The sequence below is a fragment of the Streptococcus sp. GS001 genome, assembly GCF_021595565.1.
Lineage (GTDB): Bacteria > Bacillota > Bacilli > Lactobacillales > Streptococcaceae > Streptococcus > Streptococcus xiaochunlingii.
This window is the reverse complement of sequence record NZ_JACSYJ010000001.1, coordinates 319,633-334,581: the sequence shown is the minus strand read 5'-3', so window position 1 is coordinate 334,581 and position 14,949 is coordinate 319,633. Positions and strand designations below refer to the sequence as shown.

Below are 14,949 nucleotides of genomic sequence, written 5' to 3'. Positions count from 1 at the left end.
TTACACCTTCTCTTTCACATTTTTACCGAGGATACCTGCTGGACGGATGAGCAAGATCACAATCAAGATAGCATACACAATGGCATCACGGAAGTCTGAAAGACCGATCGCTGTAGCGAAGGTTTCCAACAAACCGATGACAAATCCACCTAGGGCAGCACCTGGAATGATTCCGATTCCTCCAAGAACGGCTGCGACAAAGGCTTTGATTCCTGGTGTCATCCCCATCAAAGGCTCGATCGAGTTGTAATACAAACCGATCAAAACCCCACCAGCACCTGCCAAAGCTGATCCCAAGGCAAAGGTAAAGCTGATGGTCCGGTTTACGTTAATCCCCATCAATTGAGCGGCATCGCTGTCGACAGAAACGGCACGCATGGCTTTCCCCATCTTTGTCTTTTGGATAATAAATTGAAGAGCGACCATCAAGAAAATAGACACTCCCAAGATCATCAACTGAATGTTAGAGATCGAAATAGGACCAAAGTTGTAACGAACAGTTTCAATGACTTGCGGGAAGGAACGGGTATTGGCCCCTACAAAGAAGACCATCCCATATTCAAGCAAGAAGGAAACCCCGATGGCTGTGATCAAGGCTGCAATCCGAGTCGAATGACGAAGCGGACGATAAGCCAGATATTCAATCACAACCCCTAAAATAGCTGTCCCGACCATAGCTAGAAGCAAGGCTACAAAGAAGTTAACTTTCAATGAGTTCAATAAGAAATACCCCATAAAGGCACCTACCATGTAGATATCCCCATGGGCAAAGTTGATCAATTTGATAATTCCATACACCATAGTATAACCAAGGGCCAAGAGTGCATAGACACTTCCCAAGATTAGACCGTTCACTAATTGCTGGAGCATTTGAACCATCCTTTCTAATAATAAAGAGCGAGGCCAGGAATTTTCATTCTCCCAGCCTCTTGTACAAACAACAAATGATAATTAAGGTTTAACCGACTCAACTGACTCAACTTTACCATCTTTTAAGCCAATCATAAGTGCAGATTTAACCGGATTATGGTCTTTGTCAATAGACATTGTACCAGTAACACCTTCCAAGTCTTTCAACTTCGCAAGGTTGTCTTTCAATTCGACAGAGTTCTTCGCACCTTTAGATGCTTCTGCAACCATGTAAACTGAATCATACGCCAAAGCTGCAAACATTGAAGGTTCTTCGTTGTATTTTGCTTTATAAGCTTCTACGAATTTTTTGGCTTTATCAGTCATTTCACCTTCAGTAGAGAATCCAGCTACGTAGTAGATGTCTGTAGCTGCAGCAGGTGTTGCTTGTTCAACGAATTTAGCATCGCTAAATCCATCACCACCAATGATTGGTTGTTTGATTCCCATACCACGTGCTTGGTTTACGATTTTACCAGTTTCAGTGTAGTACCCTGGAAGGACAATCGCATCGAAGTCTTTGTCTTTGATTTTTGTAAGAGCAGCTTGGAAGTCTGTATCCTTAGATTGGAAAGTTTCTGTTGCTACGATTTCACCTTTATAAGATTTCTTAAAGGCTTCAGCAATCCCTTTAGCATAGTCAGATGAATTATCGTAGTAAAGAACAACTTTCTTCGCTTTCAAGTTATCCGTTGTATATTTAGCAATGATTTGTCCTTGGAAGCTATCGATGAAGGTTGCACGGAAAAGGTAATCTTGACCTTTTGTCAAATTATCTTGTGTTGCTGATGGTGTTACCAATGGAACACCTGCTTTACCAGCATTCGCAACAGCTGCGGCAGTGGCACCTGAAGTAGCAGGCCCTACAAGAGCGTTCACTTTTGATTGAGTGACAAGGTTTGTAGTGATTGTAGCTGCTTCAGCTGTTTCAGATTTGTTATCTTTGTCTGTGACAACAATCTTCTTACCATCAGCTCCACCATTAGCATTGATTTCATCAACGGCTAATTGAGCACCTTTTTGTTCAGCACTACCATATGCTGCTACTTCACCAGTTTTTTCAAAGTTAAAACCGATTTTTAGTTCTTTGCCGATTTCGTTACCAGTTGTGTTTGAACCTGAAGTTGAAACTTCACCACAGGCCGCAAGAAGAGCGACACTTGCAATTGTTAAAAATGAAAGAGCAAATTTTTTCTTCATTTGTAATAATCTCCTTAAATAATCTTAAAATAAATACATATTAAGAATATACCGAATTATCTGACAATTGTCAATATAAAAAACGCAATCCTTTAAATGATTGCGTTTTCTACTTGTGTTTCATCCTGTTGACGATGCAAACTTCCTACAAAATCACGATCCAATTCTTGAATATGGCAAATTTGAACCTTCTTTACAAAGCGTTCTTTTTTTAATTGTTGCATAATTTCAAGAACTTGAGGACTATCGACATAGACCTGGACATAGCGCATTTTTTTGGAATGATAGATCACATCCCCAATTTCCTGTAATTTCTTTGCATCTCGATTATAATACAATTTTACAATTAAGCCTGTTCTAGCTTGCTTCTCAAACATACACAATCCCTTTCTGCTTCTGTTACAAGTATAGCAAATTTCAGGTAAAAATACTATCTTTTTCTAGAAAGTAAAGAATGTCCTAAAAAACCTCTCCTGTCAAAGGAGAGGGCTGGATGGTTAAGATTTCTTATCCGAGATTGTTGTTAGCCATGATTTCATCGATGAAACCATAAGCTAAGGTTTCTTCTGCAGTCATCCAATTATCCCGTTCTGCATCAGCGTGGATTTTCTTGATGGTTTGACCTGAATTTTCTGCCAAGATTTTTTCCAATCTGTGACGTGTTTTCAAGAGGTGTTCTGCTGCAATGGCCATATCCGTTTGTTGAGTACCGCCACCAGTACCACCCATTGGTTGGTGGATCATGTACTCAGCATTTGGCAACATGAAGCGTTTGCCTTTGGCACCACTTGATGCAATCACAGTCCCCATTGAAGCTGCCATCCCCATGACGATGGTTTGGACGTCTGATTTGATAAAGTTCATGGTATCGACGATTGCCAAACCTGCAGAGACAGAGCCTCCTGGCGTATTGATATACATATAGATATCTTTGGTATTATCTTGGGCATCCAAGAAGAGCAATTGGGCAATAATCGAATTGGCCATTTGGTCTTCTACCGGTCCTGTCACCATGATAATACGGTCTTTTAAGAGGCGTGAGTAAATGTCGTATGAGCGTTCGCCACGACTAGTTTGTTCAATTACTACTGGAATCATTCATTCATCTCCTTTTATCCATTATAACCGGCACCATCTCACGAGTTTCATCCGGTTGATTCGAGAGGCTAGCTCTCCTTCCATTCTTTATAAAAGCTATTATATCCCATTGGTCAACAAAGGTCAAATTTTTACTTTCCTAAAGATGGATTGGAAATGTGCTTATTTGGTACCAAACAAACGGTCCCCAGCATCACCCAAACCTGGAACGATATAGCCGTTTTCGTTGAGGCGTTCATCCAAGGCTGCAGCAAAGATTTCGACATCCGGATGAGCTGTTTGAAGTGCTTCCACTCCTTCTGGTGCTGCAACTAAGCAGACAAATTTAATATGGCTTGCACCACGTTTCTTTAATGAATCTACCGCTAAGATTGCAGATCCCCCAGTCGCCAACATTGGGTCTACGATAAAGATTTGACGTTGGTCGATATCTTCTGGCAATTTCACCAAGTATTCAACTGGTTTCAAGGTTTCTTCATCACGGTACATTCCGATGTGACCAACTTTAGCAGCGGGTACCAAACTCAAGAGTCCGTCTACCATCCCGATCCCTGCACGAAGGATTGGAACAATCGCTAGTTTTTTACCAGCAATCTGTTTTTGAACTGTCTTTGTGATGGGTGTTTCGATTTCTACATCTTCAAGAGGAAGTTCGCGCAAAACTTCGTATCCCATCAACATAGCAATTTCATCTACTAATTCACGAAAAGCCTTTGTAGAGGTATCAGTCCGACGCAAAATAGACAATTTATGCTGAATCAGTGGATGTTTAATAACTTCAAGTTTTCCCATTGTGGTTCCTTCTTTCTCTATATTCATCTTATTATATCAAAAAGGAAGAAAAAGGCCTACAAATATGCAAACCTTTTCTTTTCTTATTTTAATGACTATCTTATAGCCACTCTTTGTACTTGCCAATATAATAGTGTTTGACCAGGGTGACACTTGCCATATAAAGGAAAAGGATTCCCGCTAGTAATAGGAAGTAAAGACTATTTAGTGGCGCTACTTTCAACAAGGAAGCCAGTGGGCCATATGGTAGGAAGGTCACAAAGAGGGCGCCCAATAGGGTCGTTGCCATGACTGCAAGGGCTGGCCGACTTTGAACAAAAGGCAATTTTGGAGAGCGGAGCATATAGATGACCATAGTTTGGGACCACATGGACTCGATAAACCAGCCGGTTTGAAAGAGCATGATGAAGAGTCCCGCACTGTCTGCTCCATGGACATAGCCATAGCCTGTAATCATAGGTACGATGATAAAGTAGAGAGCGATAAAGGTCAAGATGTCAAAGACAGAGGAAATAGGACCAAACCAGGCCATAAAGCGGGTAATGGATTTTGCTTCCCAAATCCGAGGTTTCTTCAAGAAGTCCTTATCCACTCGGTCAAAAGGCAAGGCGATACAGGAAAGGTCATAAACCAAGTTCAAAACGATGAGATGGATAGGGGCCATTGGAAGGAAAGGAAGGAAAATACTAGCAAAGAGAAGGGAGAAGATATTCCCGAAATTAGAAGAAACGGTCATCTTGATGTACTTGGTCATATTGGCATAAACCTTGCGGCCCTCTACCAAGCCTTTTTCGAGGACCATCAAGTCCTTATCCAGTAGGATAACATCTGCTGTTTCTTTGGCAATATCGACAGCTGTATCAACCGAAATCCCCACATCTGCCACTTTCATAGAAGGAGCATCGTTGATCCCATCTCCCATATAGCCGACCTTGTGGCCATTTGCTTTGAGTTGCAAGATAATGCGTGCTTTTTGATCTGGAGATAATTTTGCAAAAACGGTGGTGGTTTCTACCGCTTGAGCCAAGTCTGAATCAGAGAGACTGTCGATATCGCTACCCAGCAAAATGCGGTCAACATCCAGTCCCACCTTTTCACAAACCGCTTGGGTCACTTTCTCATTATCACCCGTAAGGATTTTAGTAGCAACTCCGTATTCCGCAAGGGTATTGATGGCTGGTGCTGCAGATGGTTTTGGTGGATCCAAGAAGGCTAGATAACCTGTCAAGATCATGTCTGCTTCATCTGCTACTTCAAAGGCATAGCCTTCCTCAAGATTTGATTTGTAACTAACCCCTAGCACGCGCAAACCTTGTTCATTCAGTTGAGCTACTTCTGCCAAGACTTCTTCCCTCACTTGGTCTGTTAGGGGGATAATCTCATCCTTGTATTCCACATAGTTAGAGACTGCTAGCATTTCTTCCAGGGCTCCCTTGGTGACCATGCTCACGACTCCCTGCTCATCTTTGACAATGACACTCATCCGCCGGCGTTCAAAGTCAAAAGGCAATTCATCAATTTTTTGGAAGCTTTGGTCCAAGCCTCTGACAATCTCATGTTTCTTAGCTTCTCTTTCTGTCCGACTGATAATAGCGCGGTCCATCAAGTTTTTGAGGCCGGTTTGGAAGTAAGAGTTGAGGTAGGCCCGACGAAGGACGGACAAATCCAAGTCTCCACGAATGTCGAGTGGGTATTCGAGTACAATCTCATCTTGGGTCAAGGTTCCTGTCTTGTCGGTACAGAGGATATCAATAGCGCCTAGATCTTGAATAGCATTGAGCTTTTTGATGACCACCTTTTCTTTGGCCATGATAATGGAACCCTTGGCCAAGCTAGCGGTGATAATCATTGGGAGCATTTCTGGAGTCAAGCCCACCCCTACACTAAGGGCAAAGACCCCTGCTTCCAGCCAGTCCCCATCTGTCAAACCATTGATAAAGAAGACGATGGGTACCATGACCATCATGAGTCGGATCAACAACCAAGAGATGGTGTTCATTTCTCGTTCAAAAGAGGTTGGTTCATCATAAGTATTGATGGTTTGCTCAATCGCTCCCATCATGGTTTCATCCCCAACGACCAAGACCAAGGCTGTTGCTCGACCTGAGATGACGTTGGTCCCCATGAAAGCTAGACTTTCACTCTCCAAAAGACTGTCCAGATTTTGGCCAGTCGCTTTTTTCAAGCAGACTTTTTCGACAGCATCGCTCTCTCCAGTCAAACCAGACTGTTGAACGAAGAAGTCTCGAGAATCTAACAAGACCACATCCGCTGGGATCATGTCGCCTGCACTCAATTTGATCAAGTCTCCCACAACGATCTCATCAATGGGAATTTCTTCTTCTTTGCCTTCTCGAATCACCGTTGCAGTATTGACAATCATACGAGAAAGGTTGCTAGCAGCCTTGTCACTTCGCAATTCTTGGATAAAGCGAATCCCTCCAGAGAGAAGGACGAGAACGACGATGATGAGAGAGGTCGTTGGATCTTCCTCTCCTGGTTTGGCTAACCAAACATTGGTCACCAGAGAAACAAGGGCAATGAGCAGTAAGATGACCGTGAAGGGATTGATGATGGATTCAACAATCCGTTTCCAGATAGAATTATCTTGCCCCTTTGTGAGGACATTTTCTCCATAGCTATCCCGGTTCTCCTCTACTTGGTCTTCCGTCAAACCAGACCAGCTAGATTGATAGGTTGCTAAGGTTCTTGCTTCTGCATCTTGTAATGCAGCAATGAGTCTTTCTTTTGTTGTTTGCATTGGAATCTCCTTTTAAATCAGGAGCCAAACGCTTATAGAGTCCCGATGACACAAATCAGCGATTGGCTGGCTATGTGCGGTTCGGGATGATCGTCGATTTGTATCATAGTGCTCTCCTTTTCTACTTGATAGGTTGAGAGGCTTCTTAAGCATAAGAAAAGAGCCCTCCCCTTTTACAGGTAGGACTCATTAAACTCGTCGTTTATTTTTTAATGAAAATTCTCAAAAAATAGACCGTCCAAGCTTTAGCTCCGCAAGGCAATGAAATGAGCTTAGTCTTGACCTTTGCGATCAGGACTGTTGACCAACGAGTAGTGTCTCCACTGCTTTGCGGTAGTCATCCGTATCCTTGTGGTAGCCTCACCTACCGTTATTCCCCTTGAGTATACTCCTCCCCTATAGAAAAGTCAACCCTTAAAATCAACCTTTTTTAGGAAAATTTGTTACAATCCGATCGACAATCTCTTGGACTAGGGTTTTCGGAGCTGCCACATTCAAACGGGCATGTTGCTTCCCTTCTACTCCAAAGTCTGTCCCTTTATTGAGGATGACCTTAGCCTGGTCATGAAGTCGATCATGGAGTTCTTCTTCTGACAAACCGTAGGCAGAAAAATCAAGCCAGAGTAGATAAGTTCCTTGCGGTTTCATCACACCAATGTCTGTCTGCTCACGCAAAACTTCTACAGTGTAGTTGATATTTTCTTCCAAGACTTCCTTTAAGTCCTCTAACCAAGCCTTTCCATTCTGATAGGCTACTTCGGTGGCGATAAAGCCAAGGGCAGAAATCTCATGTTGATTGTTTCGCAACTGCCGAGCTTGGAAGGATTTCCTTAGTGCATCATTTTCGATGATGGCATAGGAATTTTTTGTCCCTGCGATGTTGAAGGTTTTGGTCGCACTCGATAAGACAAGGGTGAAATCCTTAAAGCTTGGATCTACCGTATTAAAACATACGTGTCGATTTCCAAATAGCGCCAAGTCTTGGTGAATTTCATCTGAAACAAGTAAGATCCCATATTTTTGACAAAGGCGACCAATCTTTTCTAGGACTTCTCGTTCCCAGACGCGACCGCCTGGGTTATGAGGATTGCACAGGATGTAGAGCTTGACTTGGTGCTCCACAAAGTCTTTTTCCAATTGCTCAAAATCAATTTGGAAGAGTCCATCCACTTCTACTAAGGAATTAGTCACTAATTTGCGTTGATTGAGGCGGACGCTACGGGCAAAGGGTGGATAAACTGGCGTATTGATGAGAACAGCCTCGCCTTCCTTAGTGAAAGCCTGAATAGCCGTTGAAATAGACGGAACCACACCTTCCATAAAGACAATGGCTTCCTTCTCAAACACATATCCATGCTCTGACTTTTCCCACTCCTGAACAGCTCGGTAAAGCTCTTCACTAGGATAAGTGTAGCCGTAGACTAATTGATCTGCGTAATCTCGAATGGCTTGGCGAACCGCAGGCAAGGATTCAAAATCCATATCTGCAATCCAAGCAGGAAGAAGTTCTGGATCTTGCTCTGACTCCTTCCATTTGCTAGTGTGGTGCCCCAAACGATTAGGGACAGTCAAAAATTGTTCTTTTCCCATGATGGACTCCTATCTAGCCAATGCTTGTTCTAAATCCTCAATCAAATCCCGTGCATCTTCAATTCCGATGGAAAGGCGAAGCAAGTCATCCGTTAACCCATAGGAATGACGAACCTCTGCAGGAATATCTGCGTGGGTCTGTGTAGTTGGGTAGGTAATCAAACTCTCCACTCCACCTAAGCTCTCTGCAAAGGTAAAGACTTGCAAGTGGTTCAAAATGGTTGGAATCTTTTCTTGGTGGCTTACTTTAAAGGAAACCATGCCTCCCTTGCCGGTATACAAGACTTCCTTAACAGCTGGATGCCCCTTCAAGAATTCCACTACCTTCTTCGCATTTTCTGTGGAGCGCTCCATACGAAGGGCTAAGGTTTTTAAACCACGGATTAATTGATAGCTGTCAAACGGGGAAAGAACAGCACCTGTCGTGTTCAAATTGTAAAAGAGTTTGTCATACAAGTCTGCATCATTTGTCACGACAACACCAGCCAAAACGTCATTATGACCCGCTAGATATTTGGTCGCTGAGTGAAGGACGATATCTGCTCCTTCTTCAATTGGACGTTGGTAGATAGGGCTATAGAAGGTATTGTCTACAATCACTTTTGCCCCTTTTTCATGAGCGAGTTTAGCTAATTTCTGGATGTCAAACTCCAGCATGAGTGGGTTAGTAGGCGTTTCAATATAGAGAATATCCACCTCTCCCTTCAATCCTTCTACCAATTCTTCTTCAGAATTTGCATAGGTAAAGAAAAAGCGTCCTTCTTGTTCCATTTGGTTGAACCAGCGGAAAGACCCTCCATAAAGATCTCTTACTGCCAAGACCTTACTGCCAACTGGAAAAATACTAAAGGCTAAGACAATGGCAGACATACCTGAGCTCGTCACCAAGGCATGCTCTGCACTCTCAATAGCTGCCAAGGTCTTTTCAGCGTTTACCCGCGTCGGATTCTTGGTACGGATATAGTCAAAACCAGTAGATTGACCAAACTCTGGATGCTGGTAAGTGGTTGAAAAATGAAGCGGAGTAATCAAAGCCCCTGTTGCTGGATCCGACTTGATTCCCGCTTGAGCTAGGATGGTGTTAATATTCTTTTTGTGACTCATACAAACCTCCAATGGACGTAAATTCAATTGTCTCTATTGTATCACTTCTTTAGATGATTCGGTTTTTCCTTTTTCAAGAGCTAGATATAGCTTCAAACTATAATGAAAAAAGAGGTGGGATAGCCCCAACCTCTACTGATTATGAAATATGAAATTTATTTCGAAGACTAGCTGCCTTACTACCAATGAAGCGATCTAAGAAACGAAGACGAAGACCGAGGCCACCGTATACCACGATTCCCACACCACCAATCAGAGCTACATAAATCATGCTTGTCACTCGACCATTTGGTTTGATGACCAAGCCAAGGATAAAGCCTGCAATTAGGACCACCAAGAGCATGATCAAGGTGAGAATGGCTGTCAATAAGCTCCGTTTGAAGACTGTCTTGCGATTGAAATGAGTCACCTGATGAATTTCCTTGTACATAAGAACAATCGGAATCATGAGACCAATCGTAGTAGAAAGAAGAGGACCATAGGCTTTAAAGAGATAAATGAACGGTACTTGGAGAATCAATTTTACCAATACTCCATAACCAAAGTAAAGAATTGCCTTACGATTTTGGAAAAGAGCCTGGATCATTGGAGAGAGAACCGTATACAAACCTAGGATGACCGTTTGTAACATGGCTAGGATAAAGAGTCCCAAAGCAAGGGAATCTGGTTTCCCGTAAAAGACCGTATAGAGAGGCTCAGCAATGGCTACTGCTCCAATCGTCGCCGGAAGCAAGAAGGCTACTAGCATGGTCAAATTATCTTGAACCAGCTTACCTGCAGCCCGGAAATCCCCCTTGACATAGTTCTCTGTAAGGAGAGGGATTCCCACCCCACCGATCGATGTCGCAACTGCAATTAAAATCATGGTAATCTTGTTCGGATTCGCTGAGAAGTAGCTGAACTGAACCAAAAGCTCTGAACGAGTGAAGTTGGTGAACCAAGACATGACATTGCTATAGGTCATCTGGTCGATAATTTGGAAGAGTTGAATGGCTGATCCTGTCACAATGAACGGAATCGCTTCACGAATGGTATCCCACAAGAGAGCCTTGGTATCAATCTGGCTATCAGACTCCGGGCGATGAATAATGTGCTGTAGAAGCCCTGTTTTCCAGAGGTAATAGACGAGGACTAGAAGACTCGCTCCCATCCCAATAAAGGCTGCAAAAGTGGACTGGGTCACAGCTTCAACGTAATCACCTGAGCCAACCTTCATAATGAAGTAGGCTGTCAAGAGCATCCAGATAACCCGAATCACTTGCTCAGCAATTTGACTGATAGCATAAGGTTTCAGATTGTTATGCCCTTGGAAGAAGCCACGAATGACACTCATGGAAGGGAAAATCAAGACTGCCCAAGACAAGCTCTGCATGACAGGGATTAGGTCTTTCCCACCTCCAGACAGATTTGCAAAGACTGGGGAAAGCACATACATGATAATAGCAAAAACCAAGCCCAATAAAGACATGAACTTAAGGAAGCCACGAATCATGGCAAAACTGTGCTCTTCTTGCCCCTTGGTATTGTACTTGGCCACCTGCTTAGCGACTGCTACTGGGACGCCTGCTGTTGAAATCAGCAAAAACCAAGCGTAGATATTGTAGCCCATAGTGAAGAGACCGTTTGCCTCTGCTCCATGTTTACCCATCCAGATATACCAAGGGATGATATAGGCCGCACCTAAGAGACGACTAATGAAATTGCTGGCTGTTAACCAGACTGTTCCTCGAAGCATCTGGGCCTGTTGATTACTTGTTTCGTTACTCATATGTTTCCTCTGCTTTATAGTCTTCTTTCATTATAAACCTTTCCTTTACACTTGTAAAATAAGGTCTTTCAGTTTAAAATAGGATTATGATAAAGATAGAAACTGTACTAAACATTTTAAAAGAGGATCACAACTTTCGTGAGATCCTACAAGACGGAGAATACCACTATTCAGCAAGTGGTGTTTCTTTTAATCAAATTAGCTACGATAGTCGAAAGGTCAACTCCGAGACCCTCTTTTTTGTCAAGGGGGCAAATTTCAAGAAGGAATTTTTGGAGCAAGCGATCGAGCAAGATCTCCAGTGGTATGTCGCTGAGCAAGACTTTGAGGTCAGCATCCCAGCCATTATCGTTACGGATATCAAACAGGCTATGAGCTTGATTGCCATGGAATTCTATGACCACCCTGAGCGCCAGCTAAAACTCTTAGCTTTTACAGGGACCAAGGGAAAAACGACTTCTGCTTACTATGCCTACAAGATTCTTGAACAAGGCCACCGTCCAGCCATGCTATCCACTATGAATACAACCTTGGATGGCAAGACCTTCTTCAAGTCAACCTTGACGACTCCAGAAAGCATTGATCTTTTTGAAATGATGGCCCAGGCAGTTGCCAACGATCGGACCCACCTGATTATGGAGGTTTCTAGCCAAGCTTATTTGGTGAAACGAGTTTACGGTCTGACCTTTGATGTCGGTGTCTTCCTCAATATCAGCCCTGACCATATTGGACCAATTGAACATCCAACCTTTGAAGACTATTTCTACCACAAACGTCTCTTGATGGAAAATAGCCGTGCTGTTGTCGTCAATAGCGATATGGATCATTTTGAGATTCTTGCGGAACAAGTCGCTGAGCAAGACCACGACTTCTACGGTAGTCAATCAAGCAACCAAGTCCAGAACTCAAAAGCCTTTAGCTTTTCTGTCACTGGCAAGCTGGCGGGAGATTATGATACCCAGCTCATTGGCCACTTCAACCAAGAAAATGCTGTAGCTGCAGGTCTTGCCTGCCTTCGCCTAGGAGCGAGTCTCGAGGATATCCAAAAAGGGATTGCTAAGACGCGAGTTCCTGGTCGAATGGAAGTCTTGACTCAGAAAAATGGAGCCAAGGTCTTCATCGACTACGCCCATAATGGAGATAGCTTGAAAAAACTGCTCTCAGTTGTCGAAACCCATCAAACGGGGACCATTTCACTAGTCCTTGGATCAACCGGTAATAAGGGAGAGAGCCGCCGTAAGGACTTTGGCATACTCTTAGAAGACCATCCTGAGATCCAAGTTTTCCTCACAGCGGATGATCCTAACTACGAAGATCCTTTGGCTATCGCTGAAGAGATTAGCAGTTATATCACGCGACCTGTCGAGAAAATCGCAGATCGCGAACAAGCCATTCAAGTAGCTATGGCAACGACCGGCAAGCCTGAAGATGCTGTTATTATCGCTGGAAAAGGAGCTGACTGCTACCAAATCGTCAATGGCGTAAAAGAAGAATATCCAGGTGATGCTGCCATCGCTGAACGTTATCTATAATCAAACAAAACAAGGCTAGGAAAATTCCTAGCCTTTTTTATTGTTTGATAAACATCAGTCTTTCCTTGTCCAAGTCCACTGCTAATTCATATTTGCCTTCATCATTTTTGCGGATATAGCCTAAGACTTCTAAGCTATCAACAAAGATGTCTCTGCGCTTTTGCTGGACTTCTTCTTTTTTGAGGAACTTGAGCAAAAAGCTGGTCATATACTTGAGAGCATACTCGGGATTCACATCGCCCAAAATAGCATAGAGTTTCTCTTGCTCCTCCGTCAAAGGGTATTGGTGTTGCACCTTGTAGAAGTAATTGGAAAGTGTCTGTGCATGTCGTTCGAAGTCAGTCTCCTCTATGAGAATTGCTGCATTAGTCGTGTTGCGGAGTTCTGTTTGGAAGACCTTGGCTTTTAATTCTTGATAAACTGCACTGTCCTCTCGAACAAAGACCTCTTGATCCAGTTCAACTCGATCAGCTGACTCTAAGAAAGGCAAATTGAGAGTGTAGCGTTTATTTTCTCGTAGGATGAAGCCCGCTTTGATAAACTCCTCCATCAGCTTATCCACTGGTTGATCTGGAAATTGGGCCTTGATTTGCCGCAGGATCACATCATCCTGCTGGTCCAGATAGTTGATCAAGTCCTTGAAAAATGGCTGACGTGTCAAACGTGTGGGATTAATGATTGTAATCATAAATAGATCTCGTTTACTGTTTTATCGGTTAGCTCTTATTGTAACATAAAAGTTATCTTAAGCGAAATCAATTCAAAAGAACGAAATCTCCAATTGATCGACAGCCATGTAAGAGGTGAAAATAAGGAAAAAAAAGTACAAGATAAAAAGAACTTAGTCTTTTCAATCCAAGTTTACTGTAGAAGCCCCATAAGTTATTCCAACTCATTTCATTTCTATTATTTTAAAAGAAATAAAATCAGTCAGTAGTTGCTTAATGCGTTCTGGACATTCTTCATTGTCCCTACTGTAGATACTCACTAAGCCATGTAAAAAAATAAAGATTCCACTACGAATATTTAGCGCTTCTGCATCAGATAAGTCTTTCGGTAAAAAGACATCAATAGCTTCTTCCAATAAACGATAACTTTTCATTCTCAATTGCATCAACGGTTGCGAACAATCGCCTGAATCTTCATGCTCTCCACGGTAAAAAATCAATAATTCATAAAAACTTCGTTCTCTAAACCCAAAATCCACATATGTTTGACAGATTTGGAGCAGACGTTCTTTATCAGTCTGCTTGGAATGGCTGATTTCTAAGCAAGTATGATAGAGATGAGTTAACGGTTTTTCCGCTACTGCATATAAAATATCCTCTTTCTTTTTAAAATACTGATAAATAGCTGTATGTGAACATCCTGCAGCTTGAGCAATCTGCCTAATTCCCACCTTCTGGTAAGGTTCTTTTCGGAAAATTTCCTCTGCTACTCTGATAATTCTGGACCTTGTATCCTTTGCCATTACAAACTCCCTTTAAACCCATTCAATGCCTCAAAATCTCGTACTGCATCTTTTACCTCACTACCATGACAAACACTAACAAGTGCCTGCGGATAACTCTTGAGAATTCTTTCACCACTAGCTAAAGCTTGTCTCATATCTGCTGTATATCCTTTCATTGGTGGACGCAACTTTCCACCTCTCGTAGCTGTGAAAAGATCTCCAGCGATTAAAACTTGATCCTCTTCATGGTAATAAACAACATGACCAGGGGAATGCCCAGGAGAAAATAGGGGTTTTAGTCTTGCACTACTTATCAAGTCTTGACCTTCTTGACTTTCAACAGTTATAAAAGTAGCCGGATCAAAAATCACTTTTTCCGTCTCTTTTCTATTAGGAAAAGGTTCTTTGCCTGAAATATAGGGGAATTCCTTCTCACTGATTAAAGTCGGGATGTTCCCAAAGTGCTGTCTAAGATAGGGCAAACCTTTGATATGATCTGGATGTCCATGGGTCAGAAAAATTGCTTCAATTTTTTGTGGGAGTAAAAACTGGGCAGCGTACTTCTCCATTCCTCGCATTCCCGTATCAATCACATAAAAGCGACCAGATGATTCAACTAGCCATATGCTGACAACAAAAATGCCCAATTCGAATTCAAACTTTTTTATATGTGGACTGATTTGTTTTGTACGTGTTAATAAACGATACAAGAAAGACACTTTTTATACCTCCTTTGACTTCC

At 42.6% G+C, this 14,949-nt stretch carries 13 protein-coding genes and 1 riboswitch; of the genes, 1 reads left to right on the top strand and 12 read right to left on the bottom strand.

The genetic code is table 11. The features are described 5' to 3' along the window. The 9 genes from H8S88_RS01605 to H8S88_RS01565 all read right to left on the bottom strand — a co-directional run bounded on the left by H8S88_RS01605 (position 1) and on the right by H8S88_RS01565 (position 11,222). The gene (locus tag H8S88_RS01605; protein WP_009731472.1) at positions 1–870 is read right to left on the bottom strand and encodes a branched-chain amino acid ABC transporter permease; all 870 of its coding nucleotides are present in this window, start codon (positions 868–870) and stop codon (positions 1–3) included. 81 nt (positions 871–951) lie between these two features. Next, on the bottom strand, positions 952–2,109 hold the full coding sequence (locus H8S88_RS01600; RefSeq protein ID WP_006595827.1) for an ABC transporter substrate-binding protein: 1,158 nt from the start codon (positions 2,107–2,109) through the stop codon (positions 952–954). A gap of 92 nt (positions 2,110–2,201) precedes the next feature. Beyond that, on the bottom strand, positions 2,202–2,486 hold the full coding sequence (locus tag H8S88_RS01595) for a DUF2129 domain-containing protein (protein ID WP_048689712.1): 285 nt from the start codon (positions 2,484–2,486) through the stop codon (positions 2,202–2,204). Between the two features lie 130 nt (positions 2,487–2,616). Further along, on the bottom strand, positions 2,617–3,207 hold the full coding sequence (locus H8S88_RS01590; protein ID WP_023024046.1) for an ATP-dependent Clp protease proteolytic subunit: 591 nt from the start codon (positions 3,205–3,207) through the stop codon (positions 2,617–2,619). 162 nt (positions 3,208–3,369) lie between these two features. Continuing rightward, positions 3,370–3,999 carry a uracil phosphoribosyltransferase gene (upp, locus tag H8S88_RS01585; RefSeq protein WP_048789561.1) on the bottom strand — a complete coding sequence of 210 codons (630 nt, stop codon included), beginning with the start codon at positions 3,997–3,999 and terminating at the stop codon, positions 3,370–3,372. A 100-nt stretch (positions 4,000–4,099) separates the two neighbouring features. After that, positions 4,100–6,760: a magnesium-translocating P-type ATPase gene (gene mgtA, locus H8S88_RS01580; protein ID WP_125334795.1), complete on the bottom strand. Its 2,661-nt coding sequence runs from the start codon at positions 6,758–6,760 to the stop codon at positions 4,100–4,102. Positions 6,761–6,984: 224 nt separating this feature from the next. Next, a riboswitch (M-box (ykoK) riboswitch) is annotated at positions 6,985–7,139 on the bottom strand. A gap of 41 nt (positions 7,140–7,180) precedes the next feature. Then, on the bottom strand, positions 7,181–8,350 hold the full coding sequence (locus H8S88_RS01575) for a MalY/PatB family protein (RefSeq protein ID WP_125334797.1): 1,170 nt from the start codon (positions 8,348–8,350) through the stop codon (positions 7,181–7,183). A gap of 9 nt (positions 8,351–8,359) precedes the next feature. Beyond that, the gene (locus tag H8S88_RS01570) at positions 8,360–9,454 is read right to left on the bottom strand and encodes a cystathionine gamma-synthase (protein ID WP_048789558.1); all 1,095 of its coding nucleotides are present in this window, start codon (positions 9,452–9,454) and stop codon (positions 8,360–8,362) included. A 139-nt stretch (positions 9,455–9,593) separates the two neighbouring features. Continuing rightward, positions 9,594–11,222, bottom strand: a complete 1,629-nt coding sequence (locus H8S88_RS01565) for a putative polysaccharide biosynthesis protein (protein ID WP_048789557.1) — start codon at positions 11,220–11,222, stop codon at positions 9,594–9,596. Between the two features lie 86 nt (positions 11,223–11,308). On the opposite strand from H8S88_RS01565, the gene H8S88_RS01560 reads away from it, so the two are divergent. Further along, positions 11,309–12,754 (top strand): UDP-N-acetylmuramoyl-L-alanyl-D-glutamate--L-lysine ligase, encoded by a 1,446-nt coding sequence (locus tag H8S88_RS01560; protein ID WP_048789556.1) that lies wholly within the window; start codon positions 11,309–11,311, stop codon positions 12,752–12,754. Between the two features lie 37 nt (positions 12,755–12,791). Here the strand turns inward: H8S88_RS01560 and H8S88_RS01555 are convergent, their stop codons facing one another. The 3 genes from H8S88_RS01555 to H8S88_RS01545 all read right to left on the bottom strand — a co-directional run bounded on the left by H8S88_RS01555 (position 12,792) and on the right by H8S88_RS01545 (position 14,926). Then, complete coding sequence (locus H8S88_RS01555) at positions 12,792–13,442, bottom strand: DUF1803 domain-containing protein (RefSeq protein WP_048789555.1); 651 nt, start codon at positions 13,440–13,442, stop codon at positions 12,792–12,794. 204 nt (positions 13,443–13,646) lie between these two features. Next, on the bottom strand, positions 13,647–14,225 hold the full coding sequence (locus H8S88_RS01550; RefSeq protein ID WP_048789554.1) for a TetR/AcrR family transcriptional regulator: 579 nt from the start codon (positions 14,223–14,225) through the stop codon (positions 13,647–13,649). After that, complete coding sequence (locus tag H8S88_RS01545) at positions 14,225–14,926, bottom strand: MBL fold metallo-hydrolase (RefSeq protein WP_048789553.1); 702 nt, start codon at positions 14,924–14,926, stop codon at positions 14,225–14,227. The genes H8S88_RS01550 and H8S88_RS01545 overlap by 1 nt, the downstream gene beginning before the upstream one ends. Positions 14,927–14,949: the final 23 nt, after the last annotated feature.